18 protein-coding genes are annotated in these 19,410 nt (G+C 73.1%); 7 read left to right on the top strand and 11 right to left on the bottom strand.

Annotated features, from left to right (window positions below; genetic code table 11):
* Window positions 1-46 precede the first annotated feature (46 nt).
* Genes ACGFW6_RS26365 through ACGFW6_RS26355 form a run of 3 tightly spaced genes read right to left on the bottom strand, consistent with a single transcriptional unit; the run spans window position 47 to window position 2,367 of the window.
* A complete protein-coding gene (locus ACGFW6_RS26365) occupies window positions 47-703 on the bottom strand; it encodes a pyridoxal 5'-phosphate synthase (protein WP_393514621.1) in 657 nt (218 codons plus the stop codon).
* A gap of 27 nt (window positions 704-730) precedes the next feature.
* On the bottom strand, window positions 731-1,156 hold the full coding sequence (locus ACGFW6_RS26360) for a pyridoxamine 5'-phosphate oxidase family protein (protein ID WP_393514618.1): 426 nt from the start codon (window positions 1,154-1,156) through the stop codon (window positions 731-733).
* A 32-nt stretch (window positions 1,157-1,188) separates the two neighbouring features.
* A complete protein-coding gene (locus ACGFW6_RS26355) occupies window positions 1,189-2,367 on the bottom strand; it encodes an acetyl-CoA acetyltransferase (RefSeq protein WP_393514615.1) in 1,179 nt (392 codons plus the stop codon).
* A 91-nt stretch (window positions 2,368-2,458) separates the two neighbouring features.
* Between ACGFW6_RS26355 and ACGFW6_RS26350 the strand changes: the two genes are divergently transcribed.
* Both ACGFW6_RS26350 and ACGFW6_RS26345 read left to right on the top strand, forming a co-directional pair.
* Window positions 2,459-3,754: an acyl-CoA dehydrogenase family protein gene (locus ACGFW6_RS26350; protein ID WP_393514612.1), complete on the top strand. Its 1,296-nt coding sequence runs from the start codon at window positions 2,459-2,461 to the stop codon at window positions 3,752-3,754.
* A complete protein-coding gene (locus tag ACGFW6_RS26345) occupies window positions 3,751-4,248 on the top strand; it encodes a nitroreductase/quinone reductase family protein (RefSeq protein ID WP_393514609.1) in 498 nt (165 codons plus the stop codon). Before ACGFW6_RS26350 ends, ACGFW6_RS26345 begins: the two co-directional genes overlap by 4 nt.
* Before the next feature lie 3 nt (window positions 4,249-4,251).
* Here the strand turns inward: ACGFW6_RS26345 and ACGFW6_RS26340 are convergent, their stop codons facing one another.
* Window positions 4,252-4,875: a LysE family translocator gene (locus ACGFW6_RS26340; protein ID WP_393514606.1), complete on the bottom strand. Its 624-nt coding sequence runs from the start codon at window positions 4,873-4,875 to the stop codon at window positions 4,252-4,254.
* Between the two features lie 82 nt (window positions 4,876-4,957).
* Here ACGFW6_RS26340 and ACGFW6_RS26335 point away from each other — a divergent pair, with 82 nt between their 5' ends.
* On the top strand, window positions 4,958-5,410 hold the full coding sequence (locus ACGFW6_RS26335; protein ID WP_393514603.1) for an Lrp/AsnC family transcriptional regulator: 453 nt from the start codon (window positions 4,958-4,960) through the stop codon (window positions 5,408-5,410).
* A gap of 79 nt (window positions 5,411-5,489) precedes the next feature.
* On the opposite strand, the gene ACGFW6_RS26330 is transcribed toward ACGFW6_RS26335, so the two are convergent.
* Window positions 5,490-6,125, bottom strand: a complete 636-nt coding sequence (locus tag ACGFW6_RS26330; protein ID WP_393514747.1) for a TetR family transcriptional regulator — start codon at window positions 6,123-6,125, stop codon at window positions 5,490-5,492.
* 134 nt (window positions 6,126-6,259) lie between these two features.
* Between ACGFW6_RS26330 and ACGFW6_RS26325 the strand changes: the two genes are divergently transcribed.
* The 3 genes from ACGFW6_RS26325 to ACGFW6_RS26315 all read left to right on the top strand — a co-directional run bounded on the left by ACGFW6_RS26325 (window position 6,260) and on the right by ACGFW6_RS26315 (window position 10,292).
* Window positions 6,260-6,997 (top strand): VOC family protein, encoded by a 738-nt coding sequence (locus ACGFW6_RS26325; RefSeq protein WP_393514600.1) that lies wholly within the window; start codon window positions 6,260-6,262, stop codon window positions 6,995-6,997.
* A gap of 226 nt (window positions 6,998-7,223) precedes the next feature.
* Entirely contained in the window at window positions 7,224-9,578 is a 2,355-nt protein-coding gene (locus tag ACGFW6_RS26320; protein ID WP_393514597.1) for a PQQ-binding-like beta-propeller repeat protein, read from the top strand.
* Between the two features lie 204 nt (window positions 9,579-9,782).
* Entirely contained in the window at window positions 9,783-10,292 is a 510-nt protein-coding gene (locus ACGFW6_RS26315) for a hypothetical protein (RefSeq protein ID WP_393514594.1), read from the top strand.
* Between the two features lies 1 nt (window position 10,293).
* On the opposite strand, the gene ACGFW6_RS26310 is transcribed toward ACGFW6_RS26315, so the two are convergent.
* From ACGFW6_RS26310 to ACGFW6_RS26300, 3 genes are read right to left on the bottom strand one after another with little or no spacing between them, the layout of a single operon-like run.
* Entirely contained in the window at window positions 10,294-11,064 is a 771-nt protein-coding gene (locus ACGFW6_RS26310; protein ID WP_393514591.1) for an enoyl-CoA hydratase/isomerase family protein, read from the bottom strand.
* Entirely contained in the window at window positions 11,061-11,477 is a 417-nt protein-coding gene (locus tag ACGFW6_RS26305; RefSeq protein WP_393514588.1) for a Zn-ribbon domain-containing OB-fold protein, read from the bottom strand. Before ACGFW6_RS26305 ends, ACGFW6_RS26310 begins: the two co-directional genes overlap by 4 nt.
* A 7-nt stretch (window positions 11,478-11,484) precedes the next feature.
* On the bottom strand, window positions 11,485-12,642 hold the full coding sequence (locus ACGFW6_RS26300; protein WP_393514585.1) for a lipid-transfer protein: 1,158 nt from the start codon (window positions 12,640-12,642) through the stop codon (window positions 11,485-11,487).
* 95 nt (window positions 12,643-12,737) lie between these two features.
* Here ACGFW6_RS26300 and ACGFW6_RS26295 point away from each other — a divergent pair, with 95 nt between their 5' ends.
* On the top strand, window positions 12,738-14,303 hold the full coding sequence (locus tag ACGFW6_RS26295; RefSeq protein WP_393514582.1) for a FadD3 family acyl-CoA ligase: 1,566 nt from the start codon (window positions 12,738-12,740) through the stop codon (window positions 14,301-14,303).
* A 21-nt stretch (window positions 14,304-14,324) separates the two neighbouring features.
* Here ACGFW6_RS26295 and ACGFW6_RS26290 read toward each other — a convergent pair whose 3' ends face one another.
* The 3 genes from ACGFW6_RS26290 to ACGFW6_RS26280 all read right to left on the bottom strand — a co-directional run bounded on the left by ACGFW6_RS26290 (window position 14,325) and on the right by ACGFW6_RS26280 (window position 19,244).
* Window positions 14,325-15,683: an O-antigen ligase family protein gene (locus ACGFW6_RS26290; protein WP_393514579.1), complete on the bottom strand. Its 1,359-nt coding sequence runs from the start codon at window positions 15,681-15,683 to the stop codon at window positions 14,325-14,327.
* 188 nt (window positions 15,684-15,871) lie between these two features.
* Window positions 15,872-16,069 carry a hypothetical protein gene (locus tag ACGFW6_RS26285; protein WP_393514576.1) on the bottom strand — a complete coding sequence of 66 codons (198 nt, stop codon included), beginning with the start codon at window positions 16,067-16,069 and terminating at the stop codon, window positions 15,872-15,874.
* A gap of 214 nt (window positions 16,070-16,283) precedes the next feature.
* Window positions 16,284-19,244, bottom strand: a complete 2,961-nt coding sequence (locus ACGFW6_RS26280) for a BTAD domain-containing putative transcriptional regulator (protein ID WP_393514573.1) — start codon at window positions 19,242-19,244, stop codon at window positions 16,284-16,286.
* Window positions 19,245-19,410: the final 166 nt, after the last annotated feature.

Genomic DNA, 19,410 nt, shown 5'->3' with positions numbered 1-19,410 from the left:
GCGCCCCTGGAGGGGCGCGGCTGAACCGTCGCGTCGCGGGAGCCGTTCAGGGCCACAGCAGTTCCCGCGTCCACCCCGTCTCCGTACGGCGGTACAGCAGCCGTACGTGGCGGCGGGCCGCGTCGCCCTGGAAGAACTCGACCTCGACCGGGCGCAGGCGGTACAGCGTCCAGGACGGGACCGGGGCGTCCGGCTCGTCCCGGGCCCGTTCCCAGGCCGCCCGCGACTCGGTCGCCAACTCCTCCAGGGAGCCGAGGACCTCGCTCTGGCGGCCGGTCAGGGCCGCCGCGAGCGCGCCGGTGGAGCGGGCGTGCAGATCGGCCCGGGACTCCGCGGACGGGGCCGCCGTCACGGGGCCCCGCAGCCGCACCTGGCGGCCCTGGGCGGGCCAGTAGAAGCCGAGGGCCGCGTGCGGGCGGGCGGCGAGCTGGCGGCCCTTGCTGCTGCCCACGTGCGTGGCGAAGGACCAGCCGGACGCGTCGGCGCCGTGCATCATCACGGTCCGTACGTCCGGCAGTCCGGCCTCGTCCGCGGTGGCGAGCGACATCGTGTGCGGCTCCACCTGCCCGGCCGCGACCGCCTCGGCGAACCAGGCCGTGAACAGGTCGAGCGGGTCGGCGGGCGCGGCCGACGGGTCGAAGGAGGGCAGGTCGACGTCCCACACCCGCAGCGACCTCAGCAAGTCATGAAGATCCGTTCCCATGCCCCGATTGTCACGCGGGGCGCCGGCTCACACCTGCCCGAGGTCCGAGGACACCCATCGCTCGGGACGCACGTGGACGACGACCTGCTCGCCGTGGTTCTTCCAGGCGAAGTCGACATAGCCGTCGACCTTCTCGGCCGGGAGGTAGCGGGCGGAGAGCTCCCGGAGCCATTCCAGGGTGGCGGGGGTGGTGCTGACGACGGGGCCCTCCACCGACACGTACCGGATCGTCGGCTCCAGTCGGTCGACCAGCAGGGACAGCCGGCCCGCCGCCTGGATCAGCTGGTTCTTGCGGGAGTCCAGACCTGTCATGATCCACAGGTCGCCGCCGGGTTCGTACTGGTACCAGATCGGCACGGTCAGCGGTGCGCGCGCGGCACCCGCGTCGACGGCCAGCGCGGCGACATGGGGTTCGGCCAGGAACTCTTCACGCTCTTCGCGGGTCAGTGCCATGCCGGTTCCTCCCGGTCGGGTCGACGTACATCTCAATCCCTCCCCAGTACCAACGTCCCCGACGAGCAGAACCATCCCCCCGTGGCCGAAGCGACCCCCAGACGGGGTGGTTCACCGGGGCCGTCCGGCCCCCACACCTGACGCTCCCCGCCCTCCCCGCGCAGCTGCCGGACCGCCTCCACCAGCAGGAACAGCCCGCGCATCCCGGGATGCTGGGCGGACAGGCCGCCCCCGTCGGTGTTCACCGGCAGTTCCCCGCCCCGCACCAGCAGCCGCCCCTTCTCCACGAACGCCCCGCCCTCGCCCTTCCCGCAGAAGCCGAGGTCCTCCAGCGTCACCAGGGTCATGTAGGTGAAGGCGTCGTAGATCTCCGCGAAGTCGATCTCCTCGGGCCGCACCCCCGCCCGCTCGAAGGCGAGCCGTCCGCTGACCGCCGCCGGACCGGTCGTGAAGTCGGGCCACTCGGACATCGCCGCGTGCGAGACGTGCTCCCCGGAGCCGAGGACCCACACGGGCGCGGTACGGCAGTCCCGTACGAGTTCCTCGGCGGCCAGCAGCACCGCCGCGCCGCCGTCGGAGCGGATGCAGCAGTGCAGCTTGGTGAAGGGGTCCGCGATCATCGGGCCCGACAGGACGTCGTCCACGGTGATCGGCTCGCGGTACATCGCCTCGGGGTTCAGGGCCGCGTTCGCCCGCGCCTGCACGGCGACCTGCGCCAACTGCTCGATCGTCGTGCCGTGTTCGAGCATGTGACGGCGGGCGGCCATGGCGTACTTGGCGACGAGGGTGTGGCCGTAGGGGACCTCGAACTGCAAGGGGCCCCGGGCGCCGAAGGACAGGTTGCCCGTCCGCCGGCCCGCTCTGATGTCGGCGCGGGCCGTCGAGCCGTAGACCAGCAACACCGCCTTCGCGTGGCCCGCGGCTATCGCGTCCACCGCGTGCGCCGCCATGACCTCCCAGGTGGCGCCGCCGACGGAGGTGGAGTCGACCCAGGTCGGGCGCAGCCCCAGGTACTCGGCCACCTCGACGGGGGCGAGCGTGCCGAGACCGGCGGACGCGAAGCCGTCCACCACCTCGCGGCCGAGCCCCGCGTCGGCCAGCGCGCGGCGGGCCGCCTGGGCGTGCAGGGCGTACGGCGTCGCGTCGTCCACCCGGCCGCAGTCGGCGAGGGCCACTCCGACGACGGCGACTTTCCGGCTCCCGGGAGTCATGCGAGGCCTCCAAACCTCTGTGCATCTCGCTACGGCCCTCCTAATATGACGGCCCGTCAGATCTGAGGGGAAGAGCCGGAGGGAACAGCCCATGGACGCCAGCTTCACCCCCGAGCAGGACGAGATCCGCCGCACCCTCCGCGAGCTGCTCCACAGCCGCTGCGGACCCAGGGAGCTGCGCGCGGCCCTCGAGACCCCCGCCGGGCACGACCCCGCCCTGTGGACCGCCCTCGCCGAACAGCTCGGCCTGCCCGGGCTCGCCCTGCCGGAGGCCCACGGCGGTGTCGGCTGCTCGGCGACCGAACTCGCCCTGGCCTGCGAGGAGACGGGCCGCGCGCTGGCCCCCTCCCCGCTGCTGGCCACCGCCGTCCTCGCCGCCCCGCTGATCGACGGGCTCGGCACCGACGCCCAGCGCTCCGAGCTGCTGCCCCGCCTCGCCGCCGGCACGCTCACCGCCGCCCTCGCCGTCCCGGGCCCCGCGCTCGGCACCGCCCTCGCCCTCACCGGCGGCAACGGCGGCGACTGGGCCGGCGGCGGGCGCGCCGGGGGCGTGCAGGCCCGGCGGACGCGGGACGGCTGGCGGCTGTACGGGCAGGTCGACCAGGTGCTGGACGGACACAGCGCCGGACTGCTGCTGGTCGCCGCGCACGCCGGCGGGTTCGCGCGGTCCCGGACGCTGCTGTTCCTGGTGGCGGGGGACGCGGCCGGTGCCGTACGCGTACGGCAGACGGCGCTGGACGCCACCCGGCCGCAGGGGCGGATCCAACTGCGGGACGTGGCAGCCGAGTTGCTGGGCGACGAGGACGGCCGGGAGGTCCTGCCGGCCCTCGCCTCGGCCGGGGACACCGCTGCCGCCGTCCTCGCGTGCGAGGCGGTCGGGGCTGCCGACCGGGCGCTGGAGCGGACGGTGGAGTACGTCGGACAGCGCGAGCAGTTCGGCCGGACGATCGGTTCCTTCCAGGCGGTGAAGCACCGCTTGGCGGACGCGTACGTGGCAGTGCAGGCGGCCCGCTCGGCGGCGTACTACGCGGCATGGGCGGTCGCGCACGGAGCCGCGATGCCCCGAGGGGCAACGCCCCCAAGGGGCGCGGGCAGTGTCGATGTGCGGCTCCGCCGCGTGGGCGCGACCGGCCACGACGGACCCGCGGCCGACGAACGGCCCGGCACCGCACGCCTCGCCCTCGCCCAGGCCCTGGAGGCCCTGCGCACCGCCGCCGCCGAGGGCATCCAGCTGCACGGCGGCATCGGTTTCACCTGGGAGCACGAGGCGCACCTGTACTTCAAGCGGGCCGCCGGGGACGAGCTCCTCTTCGGCCCGGTCCACCGGCTGCGGGCGCACGCCGCCGACGCCGCCCGGCTCTTCGGCACCCAGGAGGTGGCGGTGTGATCGGCGTACCCGTGGTCGTACGAGCGGTGCAGAAGGTGTCCTCGACGCGAGGCTTCGCCAAGGTCGCCCCGCATGTCATCCCGGCGCTGGACCGTGCCGTGCACCGCCTGACCCGCGGCAGGGTCCTGCTCAGCGCCCAGATGCTGCCCGGCGTGATCCTGACCTCCACCGGCGCCCGCAGCGGCCTGCCCCGCCGCACACCGCTGGCCTGCATGCCCGAGGAGGACGGCCGCTCCTGGATCCTGGTCGGCTCCAACTTCGGCCGCCCGGGCCATCCCTCCTGGACCCACAACCTTCTCGCCCACCCCGACGCCGAGGTCAGCTGGAAGGGCCACGACCTCCCCGTGACGGCCCGGCTGCTGGAGGGGGAGGAGCGGGCGGCGGTGTGGAGGACGGCGCTGGCGTTCTGGCCGCCGTACGCGACGTACCAGGCGCGGGTGGAGCGGGAGATCCGGCTGTTCCGGATCCTGCGCAAGGACGCCGCACGGACGTGATCTCTACAGCGTCGCCAACCGCTGGACCAGCAGGAACGCGCCGATTCCGAGCATGGCCGCGCCCGAGGTGCGGGCGACCGCGCGGGCCGCTGTCGGGCGGGCGCCCAGGACCGCCCGGGCGGTGAGGCCGACCGTGAGGTAGACGGCGGCGCAGCACGCCATGTGGAGCAGTCCGAGGACGGCGGTCTGGGCGGGGACCGGCAGATGGTCGCCCTTGGTCAGCAGGAACTGCGGCAGCACCGAGAGGTAGAGCAGCAGGCCCTTGGGGTTGAGGCCGCTGATCGTGGCGCCGCGCAGGAAGGCGCGGGCCGGACTCGCGGCCACGGCCTCGTCCGCCTCGCCCGGCGTGCCCGGGCGGCGCAGCACGCCCCACCCCAGCCACACCAGGTACGCGGCGCCTGCCGCGGTCAGCGCGGTGAGCAGACCCGGCTCGCTCGCCACCAGCACCGCGAGGCCGGCCACCGCGAGGACGGTGTGCAGCGCGTACCCGGTGACCAGTCCCGCCACCGCCGTCAGCGGTGAGCGCTCGCGCAGCCCGGCGGATATCGCGTACGCCCAGTCGGCGCCCGGCACGCAGACCAGCAGCAGGTCGATGGCGAGGAAGGAGAGGAGCAGTCCGGAGTCCATGGTGGCGACATTAGGTGGGAATGGCCCGAAAGTGTTGTCGAAGTTTGCCCATGATCCGGGCTTCTGAGGGAAGATCTGCCTCATGGACGACGTGGACAGACAGATTCTTGCCGAGCTGCAACAGGATGGGCGGCTGACCGTGACCGAGCTGGCCGCGCGGGTGCGGCTGAGCGTCTCGCCGTGTCACCGGCGGCTGCGGGAGCTGGAGCGGGCCGGCGCCATCAGCGGCTACCGGGCGGTCGTGGACCCGGCCGCCGTGGGCCTGAACTTCGAGGCGCTGGTCTTCGTCTCCATGCGGCAGGAGGACCGGGACACGGTCGCCGAGTTCGAGGGGGCGCTGGCCGACATCCCGCACGTGGTGGAGGCGCAGCGGCTGTTCGGGGAGCCGGACTACCTGCTGCGGGTGGTCGCCGCGGATCTCGCCGCCTATCAGCGGCTGTACGACGAGCGGCTGGCCACGCTGCCGGGGGTGCAGCGGCTGACCTCGACGCTGGTGATGAAGCACGTGGTGGACGACCGGCCGCTGCCGGCGTGAGCGAAGGTGCCCTGAACGGGCGGCAGGCGGTGGCCCCACGTGCGTGGACCGCCGCCTGCGAGACAGGACCCCGGCGCCGCTACTTCGTCGGCTTCTTGCCGGTCACGCCCAGGTGCACCAACAGCGCGAGATTGGGCTTCAGTTCGGCCTGCTTCACGCCCCAGGTCTGGAAACCCTTCTGGTGCGAGGCCACGGCCGCGAGCATGGCGACCAGGGAACCCGCGACTGCCGCCGGGTTCACGTCCTTGTCGACCTTGCCCTTGGACTGCAGCTGAGTGACCGCTTCCGCAAGGGAGTTGTTGACGGAGTTCAGGATCTTCATACGGATCTTGTAGAAGCGTTTGTCGCCCTCGGACGCTCCCAGGTCGACGACCCTGAGGATCGCGTCGTTCTTGCGCCAGAACTCCAGGAAGCCGTCGACGAGTTCCTGTGCCGTCTGCCAGCCGGCCTTGCCGACCCAGCTGCGGCCCTCGACGAGCTCGGTCAACCCGGCTCCCTCGGCGGCCATTTGGTCGGCGATCTCCAGGACGGCGCCCTCGACGTCCGGGAAGTACTGGTAGAAGGTGGCGGGCGAAGTGCCCGCCTTCCGGGCGACATCGATGACTTTGACGTCCCGGTACGGGGAAGAGCTGAGCATCTCGCTGAGGCAGTCGAGCAGCTTCTGCCGGGTCGCCTGCCCACGCCGGCCGGCCACGCGGCCGTCGACGGTACGCACTTGTCCTGTCATGTCGTCAGCTTACCGAGGCGTGATCGGGGCGCGATTCGGCCGACTGCAAATGGGGTGCACGAGGGGCGCGAGGCTGGTGTGCCTGGTCTGCGGGGTGAGGGGGAGGCCGCTACTTTTGCCGCATGGCCGAAAACAGGGCATCCGGGAACGGAACGGGATACACGGAGGGCGTTCCGTGCTGGGTGGACGCGCAGCTCGCGGACGTGCCGGCGGGCAAGCGCTTCTACGGCGAGCTCTTCGGGTGGGACTTCGAGGAGGCGTACGACTCCACCGTATGGGCCCTCCTGGAGGGTGATCGCGTCGCCGCGCTCTCCCGCAAGACGGACGGGCGGATGCCGACCGTGTGGACGGTGTACTTCGCCACCCCGGACGCGCGGGGGCTGACCGGGCGGATCCGGGACGCCGGCGGCCAGGTGGTCACCGCGCCGACGCCGGTCGGGCCGGACCTGGGGACGGCCGCGCTGGTCACCGACCCCGAAGGCGCGGTCTTCGGGCTGTGGCAGGCGGACGGGCACACCGGATTCGGCCGCCGGCACGAGGTCGGCACCTTCGCCTGGGCGGAGCTGTACGCGCGGGACACCGAGGTCGCCAACACCTTCTACGGCGGGCTCTTCCACGACGCCCTGTTCGGGGCGGACGCCGATCCGGACTTCGGGCGGGCGGCCGTCGGCGAGGTGTTCCCGGCCATGATGCCGCCTCATCTCGTGGTCCACTTCCGGGTGGCGGACTGTGCTGAGATCCTCGGCACGGTGAACCGGCTCGGCGGGCGGGTGCAGGTGCCGCCCTTCGAAACGTCGTACGGGACGGTGGCCGTGGTCAGCGACGACCAGGGGGCCTCGTTCGCGGTCCTGGAACGCTGACCGCACACCAGTCTCCGGCGTCCCACTATGCGAACCGGTGCTGTCCGTGGACGCCGGAGTGTGGTTTTGTCCCAAGACACCCCGTTCCGCCCGCGGGTTCGCCACCACGCCCTCGGACAGGAAGAATCGGGGTGCGTGCCGCCAAGGCGGTGCGGTGGTGAGACGCTGCACGGGGTCGCGTACATATGTGGGTGGACGGGGCCCGTACGGGGAGGTGGCAGGCAGAGTGGTGGATCAGCTGACGCAGCACGATCCGCGCAGGATCGGGCCGTTCGAGGTGCTCGGACGGCTGGGCGCCGGCGGCATGGGGCTGGTCTATCTCGCGCGCTCGGCTTCGGGCCGGCGCGTGGCGATCAAGACGGTCCGCACGGAGCTCGCCGAGGACCAGCTGTTCCGCGTCCGCTTCACGCGTGAGGTGGAGGCGGCCCGGGCGGTCTCCGGTTTCTACACGGCCGCGGTCGTCGACGCGGACCCGCGTGCCGCCGTGCCGTGGCTGGCCACCGCGTACGTCCCCGCGCCCTCCCTCGAGGAAATAGTGAACGAGTGCGGGCCGCTGCCGGCCCAGGCGGTGCGCTGGCTGGCGGCCGGGGTGGCGGAGGCCCTCCAGTCGATTCACGGCGCCGGACTCGTGCACCGCGACCTGAAGCCGTCGAACGTGCTCGTCGTCGAGGACGGTCCCCGCGTCATCGACTTCGGTATCGCGTCCGGCGTATCGAACACGCGTTTGACGATGACGAACGTCGCCGTCGGTACGCCCGCCTACATGTCGCCGGAGCAGGCGAAGGACTCCCGCAGCGTGACCGGCGCGAGCGATGTCTTCTCGCTGGGCTCGATGCTGGTGTTCGCCGCCACCGGGCACCCGCCGTTCCACGGCGCCAACCCGGTCGAGACGGTCTTCATGCTGCTGCGCGAGGGCCCGGACCTGGAAGGTCTCCCGGACGAGCTGCGCCCGCTGATCGAGTCCTGTATGCAGATGGAGGCCACGGCCCGCCCCAACCCGGCCGACCTCCAGTCCCAGCTCGCGCCGCACCTCTTCGGCTCCGGCTCCGACGACAGCGGCACGGCGTCCGCGTGGCTGCCCGAGCGCGCGGTGGGCCTGATCGAGTCGCGCAGAGGCGGCCGCCCGGCGGCCAAGCCCTCGCCCGCCTCCGGCCGCAGCGGCGGCCGTATCGCCCCCGCGCCGGTACCGCCGCCGCCCTCGCACGACCCCGTGGTCCCGGGCCCGCAGCCCGTCCCGGTCGGCGCCCCCGACACCGGCCCCGTCCGGCTGGCGGGCGCCGTGGTGCCCATCGGCCCCGGCCCGCGCGTCGCCGACGCCCGCGCCGCCGCCATGAAGGCGCCCCCTCCGGAGGCCGGCCTGGTCGCCTCCTGGTCCAAGCCCCGCCCCGGCGTCAACGGCACCGACCCCGCCGTCGGACCGGCCGTGCCGCCCGTTCCCCCGGAGAACGCGGCCGGCTGGCGGCCCTGGCGTTTTCGCATGTCGAACGACGTCTGGGGCACCCCGGCCGTCGACGGCGACCTCGTCTACGTCACCTCCTTCGAGGTCCACGCCCTGGACGTGGCCACCGGCCGGCGCCGCTTCAAGACCCGCGACGTCGCCTGGTCCATGGCGGTCGCCGACGGCCGCATCCACGCCTCCGACGGGCCGACCCTGTTCGCGCTGGAGTGCCGCGAGGGCGCGGACCTGTGGCGGCTCCAGACGGACGCCTGGGTGTACTCCCTGAAGGCCGAGCGCGGCACCGTCGTCACCGGCACCCGCGGCGGCGGCGTCCAGGCGTGGGAGGCCTCCAACGGCCAGAAGCTGTGGGAGCTGACCGGGGCGCAGACCGACTTCGAGTCCCCGGAGGCCGGGCCCGCGCTGTACGACGGCACGGTGTACGTCTGGCAGGACGCCCGGCTGCGTGCCCTGGACGCCCGTACCGGCGACGAGCGCTGGTCGTACCCGATCGGTGACGCCGCTTCCTGCGGCGGGGTGCCGGTGCGGGTGGCGCAGGCCCACGACGGCTACGTGTACGTCTCGGCCGGCACGCGGGTCCTCGCGCTCGATGTGATGAGCGGGCATGTGCGCTGGCACTTCGAGGCGCCCGCGGTCTTCCTGTGCCCGCCGGCCTTCGTGCCGGGCCCGGCGGTGACCGGCGGCGGTGTGTACCTCGCCGACTACCTCGGCACGGTCTACGCCCTGGACGCCACCGACGGCCGCGACCGCTGGCGCATCGCCACCGAGTCCCGTTCCTCGATCGAGCCGGTGCTGGTGGCCGGCGGCCATGTCCACGTCGGCAGCGGCAAGGGCCTGTACACGCTGGACGCGGTCACCGGGACGCCGAAGTGGCGCTTCCAGGCGGGCGGCGACCTCGTGGGCGCCCCGTCGGTGGCCGAGGGACGCATCCACTTCGGCTCCACCGACCACCTGCTGTACACCCTGAAGGCCGACGACGGCCGGCTGCGCTGGAAGCTCGCCACGGGCGGCGAGATCACCGGGTCGCCCGTCGTGAAGGACGGGGTGGTGTACGCGTGCAGCAAGGACCGGTGCGTGTACGCGCTGGACGCGGAGAAGGGCACGGGCACGGCCCGGACCGCCTAGCGCCGTCGCGCGGTACGCCTGAGACGTCAGGTGTGTGACAGCCGTCGTGCCGGTGCACGGAAGGGGGCCGGACGGCGGCCGTCCCGGGGGAGCGGTCATCTTCACCGCTCTTACACGGGACGCTACGCCGGGTGAGCGCTTACCGCCATGCGGCCGCTGCTAACGTGACGTGTTCACGATCGCGACAACGGGGGTTGAAACACCGTGAAGCTTCGCCATGTCCGCGCTCTGGCCGTCTTCGCCTGTGTACTGGTCGCCCTGACCGGAGCCCGGCGCTCGCACGGCGGCGGGTGCGACGACAGCTCCGACTCCAGCAGCTCGACGAGCAGTTCGGGCGGCAGCACGCATCACTACGACGACGATGACGACTACGACACCGGGTCGTCGTCGGGTGGCGGCTCCTCCGCGACCGCGAGCGCCGAGCCCACGAGTGACGTGAAGATCATCAGCTGTGTGTACGACCCGAGCAGGGGCATCGTCGCCCGCGTCGAGGCCGCCAACTCCAGCACCCTCACCACGTACACCTACGAGTTCGACGTGGTCTTCAAGGACCCCGACGGCGCCCCGGTGCGCACCAGCTCGTCCGCCATCCCGTACGTCACGGCCGACTCCACGCAGACCCTGGACGTGGCCGCCGCCTACGTCGCCGACGCGGGCGAGAACACCGGCGGTGTCACCTGCGCCCTGGACGAGGTGACGCGCGAGGCGCGGTAGTTCAGCGCAGCCGGTGATCGCGGCGCCGGGACCGGAACAGCTCCGTCTGGCGCTCGCCCGGCAGGTTCCCCAGGGCGATCAGGTGCGGTGCCTGCGCGAACGCCTGGGCGAGGGCGGCCTCTCTGGCCGCCCACAGCGCCCGCACGGTCCCCTGCACCCCCTCGGGCGGATACCCGGCGAGTACGGCCGCGCAGTCCACGGCGGCGGCGAGCGCGCCCCCGGCTTCGGTGACGTCCGAGACCAGCCCGATCTCATGGGCCCGCCGCGCCGACAGCCGTTCCGCGCTCCCCATGAGCTGCATCCGCGCGGCCTCCCCGTACGGCATGCGCAGCGCCATGAGCATCGACTCGTAGGCGCTGACCATGCCGTAGGTGGTGTGCGGGTCGAAGAAGGTGGCGGTCGGGTCGGCGATCAGGAAGTCGGCCTCGCCGAGCAGGTAGAAGGCGCCTCCGCAGGCCATGCCCCGCACCGCCGCGATCACCGGTTTCCACAGGTCGTTGGACTTCGGTCCGACGCGCAGGAGCGGATCGTCCGTCATGTAGGGCGAGCCGGGCTGCGGCACCTGGGCGTCCCGGTCCAGGCCGGTGCAGAACGCCCGCTCCCCGGCGCCGGTGAGGACGACCGCGCGTACCGTGTCGTCGAACCGCAACGCGCGCCAGACCGCGACCAGTTCGTCCCGCATCGGCAGATCGATGGCGTTGAGCCGGCCGGGCCGGTCCAGGGTGACGACGGCGACGGCGGTGTCCTTGTCGGTGGTGACGTCGAGGCTCATGGCCGCTCCAGGACCCACTGCGGCAGCCCCGCGTCCGCGAAGACGGCCTGCACCTTGGCGCCGATGCGGATCCGGTCCGGGGGCAGGGAGCCGAGGGCGGCGCCGGGGCCGGTGACGAGGTTGCCGACGAGACGGATGCGGGGGGCGTCGGCGAGTTCGACGACGATGACGTTGTACGGCGCCTGCTCCGCGTAGTCGGGCAGCAGGGGCGGGTGGGGGACGACGTACGACCAGATCCGGCCGTGTCCGCTCATCAGCCGCCACTCGGTCGCGAAGGACTGGCAGTGCGGGCAGCAGGGCCGGGGCGGGAAGCGGGGTTCGCCGCAGTCGGCGCAGGACTGGACGCGCAGCTCGCCCTGGGCGGCGTACTGCCAGAAGGGGGCGCCGTCGGGGTCGGTGACGGGGGAGAGCATCCTTCGATCAACTCCTCAGGAGCAGCGCGGAGGTGGGGACGCCTTCGCCGGCGGTGACGAGGCAGGTCGCGGCGCCGGGCACCTGGGCGGTGCTGGTGCCGCGCAGCTGCTTGACGCCCTCGTTGATGAGGTTGAACCCGTGGACGTAGGCCTCGCTGAGCCCGCCGCCCCCGGTGTTCATCGGCAGCCGCCCGCCGATCTCCAGGGCACCGCCCTCGGTGAACGCCCCGCCCTCGCCGCGCCCGCAGAAGCCGTAGCCCTCCAGGGAGAGCGGTATGAGCGCGGTGAACGCGTCGTAGATCTGGGCGACGTCCACATCCTGTGGAGTGAGGTCGGCGTGCTTCCACAGATGCCGGGCGGCGGTCCAGGCCGGGCCGGTGAGCGGGTCGTCGTTCCAGTAGTTGACCATGCCGTGGTGCTGGGCGGGCAGGCCCTGGGCGGCGGAGTGGACGTAGACCGGGGTGTGACGGCAGTCGCGCGCCCGTTCCGCGGAGACGACCACGCACGCCAGTGCCCCGTCCGTCTCCAGGCAGTTGTCGAAGAGACAGAGCGGCTCGCTGATCCAGCGCGAGGTCATGTACATCTCGCGGGTCAGGGGCCGTTCGTACATGATCGCGTCCGGGTTCTGGTTGGCCCGGTTGCGGCAGGCGAGGGCGACGTTGAACAGGTGGTCGCGGGTCGCGCCGTACTCGTGCATGTAGCGCCGGGCCAGCATCGCGATCTCGTCGACGGGCCGCAGGAGGCCGTAGGGGCGGGTCCACTGGGCCGGGGTGGGCAGCTGGACGGACATGTTGCGCCACGGCCGGGGCCCGCTGCCCCGCTTCCGGGACCGCCAGGCGACGCCGACCGACGCCTGCCCGGTGGCGATGGCGGTGGCCAGATGGGCGACGGTGGCGCACGAACCGCCGCCGCCGTAGCCGACCTTGCTGAAATAGGTGAGGTCACCGAGGCCGACCGCCTTCGCCAGCTCGACCTCGTCGGTCTCCTCCATGGTGTACGAGGCGAGGGCGTCGACCTCGCCGGGGGCGATGCCGGCGTCGTCCAGGGCGGCGAGGACGGCACGGCAGGCGAGGGTTCTCTCGTCGTCCGGAAGGTTCTTGGCGAAGGCTGTCTGTCCGATGCCGACGATCGCGGTGGCGTCCTTGAGGCCGGTGCCTGAGGTCATGCTGCGCGCACCTCCGCATGCTGAAGCGGCTGCTGACAGGGCGTCAGGCTACAGCTAATCTGACGGGTAGTCAGCTAGTGGGTCTGGAGGCCGTGGTGCGCGGTGACTTGGAGTGGGGCAGCGTTCCGGAACTTCTGCGGTCCGCCGCCGAGCGGTACGCGGACGTCGAGGCGGTGGTGGAGGGCCGCAGCCGGATCTCGTACGCCGAACTGGGCGCCCGCGTCGAGCGCTCGGCCGCGGCCTGTATGGCGAACGGCATCGAGCCGGGCGACCGGGTCGCCCTCTGGGCGCCGAACACACTGGACTGGATCACCGCCGCGCTCGGCGCGGTGTCGGCGGGTGCGGTGCTGGTGCCGCTGAACACCCGCTTCAAGGGCGGTGAGGCGGCCGATGTCCTGCGCCGCAGCGGGGCGCGGCTGCTGTTCGTGACGGGCACGTTCCTCGGCACGTCGTACGTGGCGTCGCTGCGGCGGGCGGTCGCCGAGGGGCCGGGACTGCCGGCGCTGGAACAGGTGGTGGTGCTCTCCGACGACGCCCCCGCGGACTACCGCACCTGGAAGGACTTCCTGGCCGGCGGCGACGGGGTCGGCGCGCGGGAGGTACGGGCGCGCGCGGCCGCCGTGGAGGGCTCCTGGGCCTCGGACATCGTCTTCACGTCCGGCACGACGGGCCGCCCGAAGGGCGCGGTGATCACCCACGCGCAGACGCTGCGGGCGTACGAGGTGTGGAGCGACCTCGCGGGACTGCGGCAGGGCGACCGCTATCTGATCGTGAACCCCTTCTTCCACACCTTCGGCTACAAGGCCGGGATCATCGCCTGCCTGATGCGGGGCGCGACGATGATCCCCCAGCCGGTGTTCGACGTCGGCACGGCACTGGCGAACATCGCGGCGGAACGGGTCTCGGTCCTGCCCGGCCCGCCGACCCTGCACCAGTCCCTGCTGGACCACCCGGCACGCGACGCGCACGACCTGTCCGCGCTGCGGCTCGTGGTCACCGGCGCGGCCGTGGTGCCGTTGCGGCTGGTGGAGCGGCTGCGCGGGGAACTGGGCGTGGAGACGGTCCTGACGGCGTACGGCCTGTCGGAGGCCAGCGGCATCGTGACGATGTGCCGGCGCGGCGACGACCCGACGGTCATCGCGTCGACCTCGGGCCGCGCGATACCGGGCACGGAGGTCCGCGTCGAGGCACCGCCCGGCGAACCCGGCGAGGTGCTGGTGCGCGGCTTCAACGTCATGCGGGGCTACTACGAGGACGCGGCGGCCACGGCCGAGGTGCTGACCGAGGACGGCTGGCTGCACACCGGCGACGTGGGGGTGCTGGACGCCGGCGGCAACCTGCGCATCACCGACCGCATCAAGGACATGTTCATAGTCGGCGGCTTCAACGCCTACCCGGCGGAGATCGAGCAGATGCTGGGCCTGCACCCCGATGTCGCGGACGTCGCGGTGATCGGCGTGCCCGACGCCCGGCTCGGGGAGGCCGGGAAGGCGTTCGTGGTCCGGCGGCCGGGGGCCGTGCTGACCGGGGACGACCTGATCGCCTGGGCGCGGCGGGAGATGGCGAACTACAAGGTGCCGAGAGCGATCGAGTTCGTGGGGGAGCTGCCGCGGAACGCCGGCGGGAAGGTGGTCAAGGGAGAGCTGCGGGAGAGGAGCTGAGGAGCCGGCGGTTCCCCGCGCTCACCCGGCGGCGCCGACGCGCTGCGGGCCGTGGCGGGGGCGCCTGATCCGCGCCGGGACCGTGGCCGGGACGGCGCCCGTGCGGTTGCGCCAGGTCGCCGGGGTCTCCGCCATGACCACCGCGAGGGCGCACCAGAACAGGGCGTCGATCCGGTCCAGATTGGCCGGGTGGTCCATCATGCTCATCAGGAAGAAGCCGGTCAGGGCCGCCAGGCCGACCGTGCCGATCACCGACTTGGCACGGGCGGCGCGGGCCGCGCCGGACACGGCGATCACGGCGACCGCGGTGACGGCGAGGAGCCCCAGCGGACCCGCCTCCACCAGCCAGTTGAGCCACAGGTTGTGGGCGTGCACGAAGGTCCGCCCGCCGGGGGCCTCGGCGGATATCGCGACGCCGGAGCGGCCGAGTCCCACGCCGAGGGGGTTGTCGGCGGCCAGGTGGAGCGCCGCCTCCCACGCCTGGCCCCGCACCCCCAGGGAGGTGCCGGCCCGGGACACGGCCCAGATGGCACCGGCCGCGCCGAGCAGGGCGAGGGTGCCGAGGACGGCGAACAGCCGGCGTTGCGCGCGGTCGGCGATCCGGGGGGCCAGCCAGTAGGCCCCGCCGAGGACGAGCAGGCCGGCGGCGCCGGCGACGTACCCGGCGCGCGAGAAGGTGGTCAGCAGGGCGCCGTATCCGATCACCACGAGCACGACGATCGCGGTACGGGCCGTGCGCTCGTCCACGCACACGGCGGCGAGCAGCGCGAACGGCAGCAGCAGCACGAGGAAGGCGGCCAGCAGGTTCGGGTTGGAGAAGGTCCCGGTGGCCCGGATGAGGACGCCGTCGCCGCCCGCGTCGCAGGCGATGTCGGTGAGCAGTCCGGTGCGGCAGAAGCCGGTCGGCGTCTCGTTGGTCACCTGGGAGAAGGCGCTGGTGGCGGCCGCCGCGACGCCGGTCAGCGCGAGGAGGCCGATCGCGCGCCACGACTCGGGCTGGGTGCGTCGCACCGCGACGACCAGGTAGTGGCACGCGAGGACGGTGAGCAGGCCGCGCAGAGGTGCGGTGGCGTGTCCGCCGCGGTACGTCGTCGCGGCCGACACGGCGACGAGCAGCCCGATCGGCAGATCCAGCCGGGTCCGGAAGTCCCGCAGCCGCGCCCGCGGCCGGCCCCGTACGGGGACGACCAGCGCGACGAACCCGAGCAGCAGGGCGAGCCGGGTCGGTGTCAGGATCCCGGCGAGCGGGTCGTCCGGGAAGAAGTCCGTGGCGGAGTCGAGCAGCACGACGGCCACCGCGCCCAGCGGGACGAACTGAACGAACTTCACGAGCGCCGACGGCTGTCCGGCGCCCACCGCCGCGCTCTGCTCGGATGCCATGACACCCGAGCGTGGTGGTCGGGTGCGACGGCCGGGTGTCGGGAGGGGGAACGACGCGCAGAGGCTGTGGGGACGCACCGTGGCGCGCCCGTCACCGTGGAACGGCCGCCGGCGTGAGCTCTCCGGACACTCCTCGGCCGCGGCGACTCCCCTCCGTGCCGCCGCGGCCGATCCCCGTGAGATGAGGCTTACTTGCCGTTCAGGTCCAGCTTCGCGGGCCCGGCCGGCATGGCGTTGTTCAGCGTGGTGATCTTCTCCTCGGCGCCGGCCGGCTCGCTGGGCATGGCGTTGTTGAGGGTGGTGATCTCCTCGTCCGCGCCGACCGGCTCGCTCGGCATCGCGTTGTTGTCCGGAGAGACGGTCGCGTCCTTCTTCTTGTCGCTCATGGGCTCGTTCCTCTGTTTCGGCGATGAGTGAGGAACGCCCGTCCGGGGATTCCCCCGCGGATCGCCGGACGGGCGTTCGGAGCCGCACAGTAATAGGTCGGGCTCCGGGTCGGACCGCCTGCCCCCCGACGCGACGGTCTGACAGGCAAGAGACTGCCGGGCGGAGATAAACGAACGCTTAACGCCGACAACTCCCAGGTCACAGGCCGAGGTGTCAGGCGGCTGCGGCCGAAGTGAGCAGCGCGCGCACCGCGTTGGCCTCCCCGGCGCCGTTCTGCTCGTAGAGGCTGAGCGCCTCACGCCAGCACGCCCTGGCCCGGTCCGCCTGACCGAGTGCGGAGAGCGAACGCCCCAGGAGCGTCAGGACGTTGCCCTGCATCCGGTCGCCGCCGATACAGCCCAGCGCGAGTGCCTGCTCGGCGTGCTGGGCGGCCTGCGCCGGCCGGCGGTCGGCGGCGTGCACCTCGGCGATGCGGAAGTGGGTGACGCCCTCCCACAGCCGCTGCCGGTGGTCGTTGAAGATGCCCAGGGCGTCGGAGAACTGGCTGAGCGCCTCGGTGTAGCGGGCGGCGCGGGTCAGGGCGACGCCGAGCGCGAAGTGGCCGTTGGCGAGGCGCACCGTCCGGCCGATCTCGGTGTGCACGGCGAGCCCGTGCTGCGCCATCTCGACGGCCTTGGCGATGTTGCCCATCCCCAGGTGGGCGCGGGAGAGATTGCCCAGGACGGTGGCCTCGAAGGGCCGGTTCCCCGCCGCCCGCAGGCCCTCGAGCGCCTGGTCGAAGAAGACCTTGCCCTCGGCGAACCGGCTCTCGTGCAGGCAGATGAGCCCTCGGTTGTTGGCCACCCAGCTGACGGCGGTCGCGTCCTGTGCGCTTCTCGCGAGTCCGATGGCGACGCGGGCTTCCTGCTCGGCCGGTTGGATGCGCCCGGAGACGAGCAGTACGTCGCTGAGCACGGTCCGTGCCCTGCCCTCCGCCCGCTCGTGGCCGGCGGCCCGGGTGGCCTCGCAGGTCGCCCTCGCCGTCATCTCGTACTGATGCGAGTTGGCCCCTGACTCGGTCAGGTCCTTCGCCGCCCAGAGCAGGTCGACCGCGCGCCGCAGCCGCTCCGTCCCCGCGGCCTGCCGTACGCAGGCCAGCAGTTGGCCGGCCTCCGTGTAGAGCCAGTCGAGGGCCGCGGTCCCCTCGGCGAAGTCCAGTCCCGGATACCGGGTGGGCTCCAGGTCGTCGGTCAGCCGGTCCCCGGGGTGCTCGATGGCGTACACCTGGGCAGTGGTGGCGAGGTAGAAGTCCAGCAACCGCGACAACGCCGCGTCCCGCTCGCTCGGCGGCCACTCGTCCCGTTCCGCGCACGCACGCGCGTAGAGCCGTACCAGGTCGTGGTACCGGTACCGTCCCGGCGCCGCCGACTCCAGCAGCGAGGTGTCGACGAGGGACTCCAGCAGGTCCTCCGTCGCGTCCACCGGCAGATGCAGCACCGCGGCCGCCGCGGCCAGCGAGATGTCCGGTCCGTCGGCGAGGCCCAGCAGCCGGAAGGCGCGGGCCTGCGCGGCGTCCAGGGCGCCGTACCCCAGCTCGAAGGTGGCCTTCACCGCGAGGTCGCCGGCCTGGAGTTCGTCGAGGCGGCGCCGTTCGTCCGCCAGCTTCGCCGCCAGCACCGACACCGTCCACGTGCGCCGCGCCGCGAGCCGGGACGCCGCGATGCGGATCGCCAGCGGCAGGAAACCGCACGCCGCGACCACGTCCAGCGCGGCCTTGCGTTCGGAGGCCACCCGCTCCTCGCCCACGATCTTCGTGAACAGGGACAGCGCCTCGTCGGGGGACATCACGTCCAGGTCGACGAGATGGGCGCCCGCGAGGTCGACCATGCGGACCCGGGACGTCACCAGCGCCGCGCAGCCCTCCGTGCCCGGCAGCAACGGCCGCACCTGCGCCGCGTCCTTGGCGTTGTCCAGCAGGACCAGGACCCGCCGGCCGTCCAGCACCGAGCGGTACAGCGCCGCCCGTTCCTCCAGGGAGTCCGGGATCGCCGAGTCCGCCGTGCCCAGGGCCCGCAGGAAGGAGCCCAGCACCGTCTCCGGCTCCGCGGCGCGCGGGCCGGCGCCCTGGAGGTCGACGTAGAGCTGCCCGTCGGGGAAGGCCGCGCGCGCCTGGTGCGCCACGTGCACCGCGAGGGTCGTCTTTCCCACCCCGCCGATGCCCGCCAGCGCCGACACCGCCATCACCCGGCCCTCGGCCGAGGCGAGGACGTCGCCGAGTTCCGAGACGAAGGAGGCGCGGCCGGTGAAGTCCGGAACCGTGGCCGGAAGTTGTGCCGGGCGCACCGGGACCGCAGCCGGTTCGGCCGGGGGAGCCGACGGCTCCGCGAGGGCCGGGTCCGCCTGGAGGATGCGCTGCTGGAGTTCCTTCAGGCCGGGGCGCGGGTCCACGCCCAGCTCGTCCGCCAGCAGACGCCGGGTGTCCGCGTACACGGCCAGTGCCTCCGCCTGCCGGCCGCTGCGGTACAGCGCCAGCATCAGCAGCTCCCGCAGCCGCTCGCGCAGCGGGTGCTCGGCCGTCAGCGCCGTCAGCTCCGAGACCGCCTCCGCGTGGCAGCCCTGCTCCAGGTCCATGTCGAGGCGTGATTCGAGCAGTTGGAGACGCCACTCCTCCAGACGGACCCGCTGGGCCTCGGCGTACGGCCCGGGCACCCCGGCCAGTACCTCGCCGTCCCACAGCGCCAGCGCCCGCGCGAGCATCTCCCGCGCCTGGCACAGGTCCCCGGCGCCCCGCGCCTTCTCCGCCTCCGTCGCCAGCTCCTGCGCCACCGCGAGGTCCAGCGCGCCCTCGGCCAGGCTCCGCACCGCGTAGCCGCCCGACTCGCTCACCAGGACCCCGGCGTCGAGGATCTTGCGCAGCCGTGAGGCGTACGTCCGCAGCGCCGCCAGCGCCTGCGAGGGCGGCTCCTCGCCCCACAGGGCGTCGATCAGCTCCGCCGCGGTCGCCGTCCGGCCCTCGCGCAGCAGCAGGGCGGCGAGCAGGGCGCGTTGCTGGGGTGAGCCGGTGGCCAGCTGTTCCTCGCCGCGCCACGCGCGCACCGGACCGAGCACGCAAAAGCGCAGCGCCGCCGCCGGCTCCGCCGCATCCTGCGCGGAGCCGGGACGCCGCTGCTCCGGCACTCGCGGTACCCCGTCCATCGCCGTCCCCCTAGGGCCTGTTTACATCTCCGCCAGTTTGCCTTGTTCATGGCAGATGCGTCAGCCGTGGAGGGGGTGATCACAGCCAGACGCGCGGGATATCACAAGGCCCTCACGAGCTCTTCGCACGGCAGGGTGTATCACCGCATAGCTGACGGACCGTCAG

Origin of the sequence: Streptomyces sp. Y7 (assembly GCF_043195415.1) — a bacterium.
Lineage (GTDB): Bacteria > Actinomycetota > Actinomycetes > Streptomycetales > Streptomycetaceae > Streptomyces.
This window is presented reverse-complemented; position numbering and strand designations above follow the sequence as displayed.

Coding starts and splice junctions, on each gene's coding strand:
- ACGFW6_RS26365 (WP_393514621.1), bottom strand. CDS start 703: ATGGGAACGGATCTTCATGACTTGCTGAGGTCGCTGCGGGTGTGGGAC.
- ACGFW6_RS26360 (WP_393514618.1), bottom strand. CDS start 1,156: ATGGCACTGACCCGCGAAGAGCGTGAAGAGTTCCTGGCCGAACCCCAT.
- ACGFW6_RS26355 (WP_393514615.1), bottom strand. CDS start 2,367: ATGACTCCCGGGAGCCGGAAAGTCGCCGTCGTCGGAGTGGCCCTCGCC.
- ACGFW6_RS26350 (WP_393514612.1), top strand. CDS start 2,459: ATGGACGCCAGCTTCACCCCCGAGCAGGACGAGATCCGCCGCACCCTC.
- ACGFW6_RS26340 (WP_393514606.1), bottom strand. CDS start 4,875: ATGGACTCCGGACTGCTCCTCTCCTTCCTCGCCATCGACCTGCTGCTG.
- ACGFW6_RS26335 (WP_393514603.1), top strand. CDS start 4,958: ATGGACGACGTGGACAGACAGATTCTTGCCGAGCTGCAACAGGATGGG.
- ACGFW6_RS26325 (WP_393514600.1), top strand. CDS start 6,260: ATGGCCGAAAACAGGGCATCCGGGAACGGAACGGGATACACGGAGGGC.
- ACGFW6_RS26310 (WP_393514591.1), bottom strand. CDS start 11,064: ATGAGCCTCGACGTCACCACCGACAAGGACACCGCCGTCGCCGTCGTC.
- ACGFW6_RS26305 (WP_393514588.1), bottom strand. CDS start 11,477: ATGCTCTCCCCCGTCACCGACCCCGACGGCGCCCCCTTCTGGCAGTAC.
- ACGFW6_RS26300 (WP_393514585.1), bottom strand. CDS start 12,642: ATGACCTCAGGCACCGGCCTCAAGGACGCCACCGCGATCGTCGGCATC.
- ACGFW6_RS26290 (WP_393514579.1), bottom strand. CDS start 15,683: ATGGCATCCGAGCAGAGCGCGGCGGTGGGCGCCGGACAGCCGTCGGCG.
- ACGFW6_RS26285 (WP_393514576.1), bottom strand. CDS start 16,069: ATGAGCGACAAGAAGAAGGACGCGACCGTCTCTCCGGACAACAACGCG.
- ACGFW6_RS26280 (WP_393514573.1), bottom strand. CDS start 19,244: ATGGACGGGGTACCGCGAGTGCCGGAGCAGCGGCGTCCCGGCTCCGCG.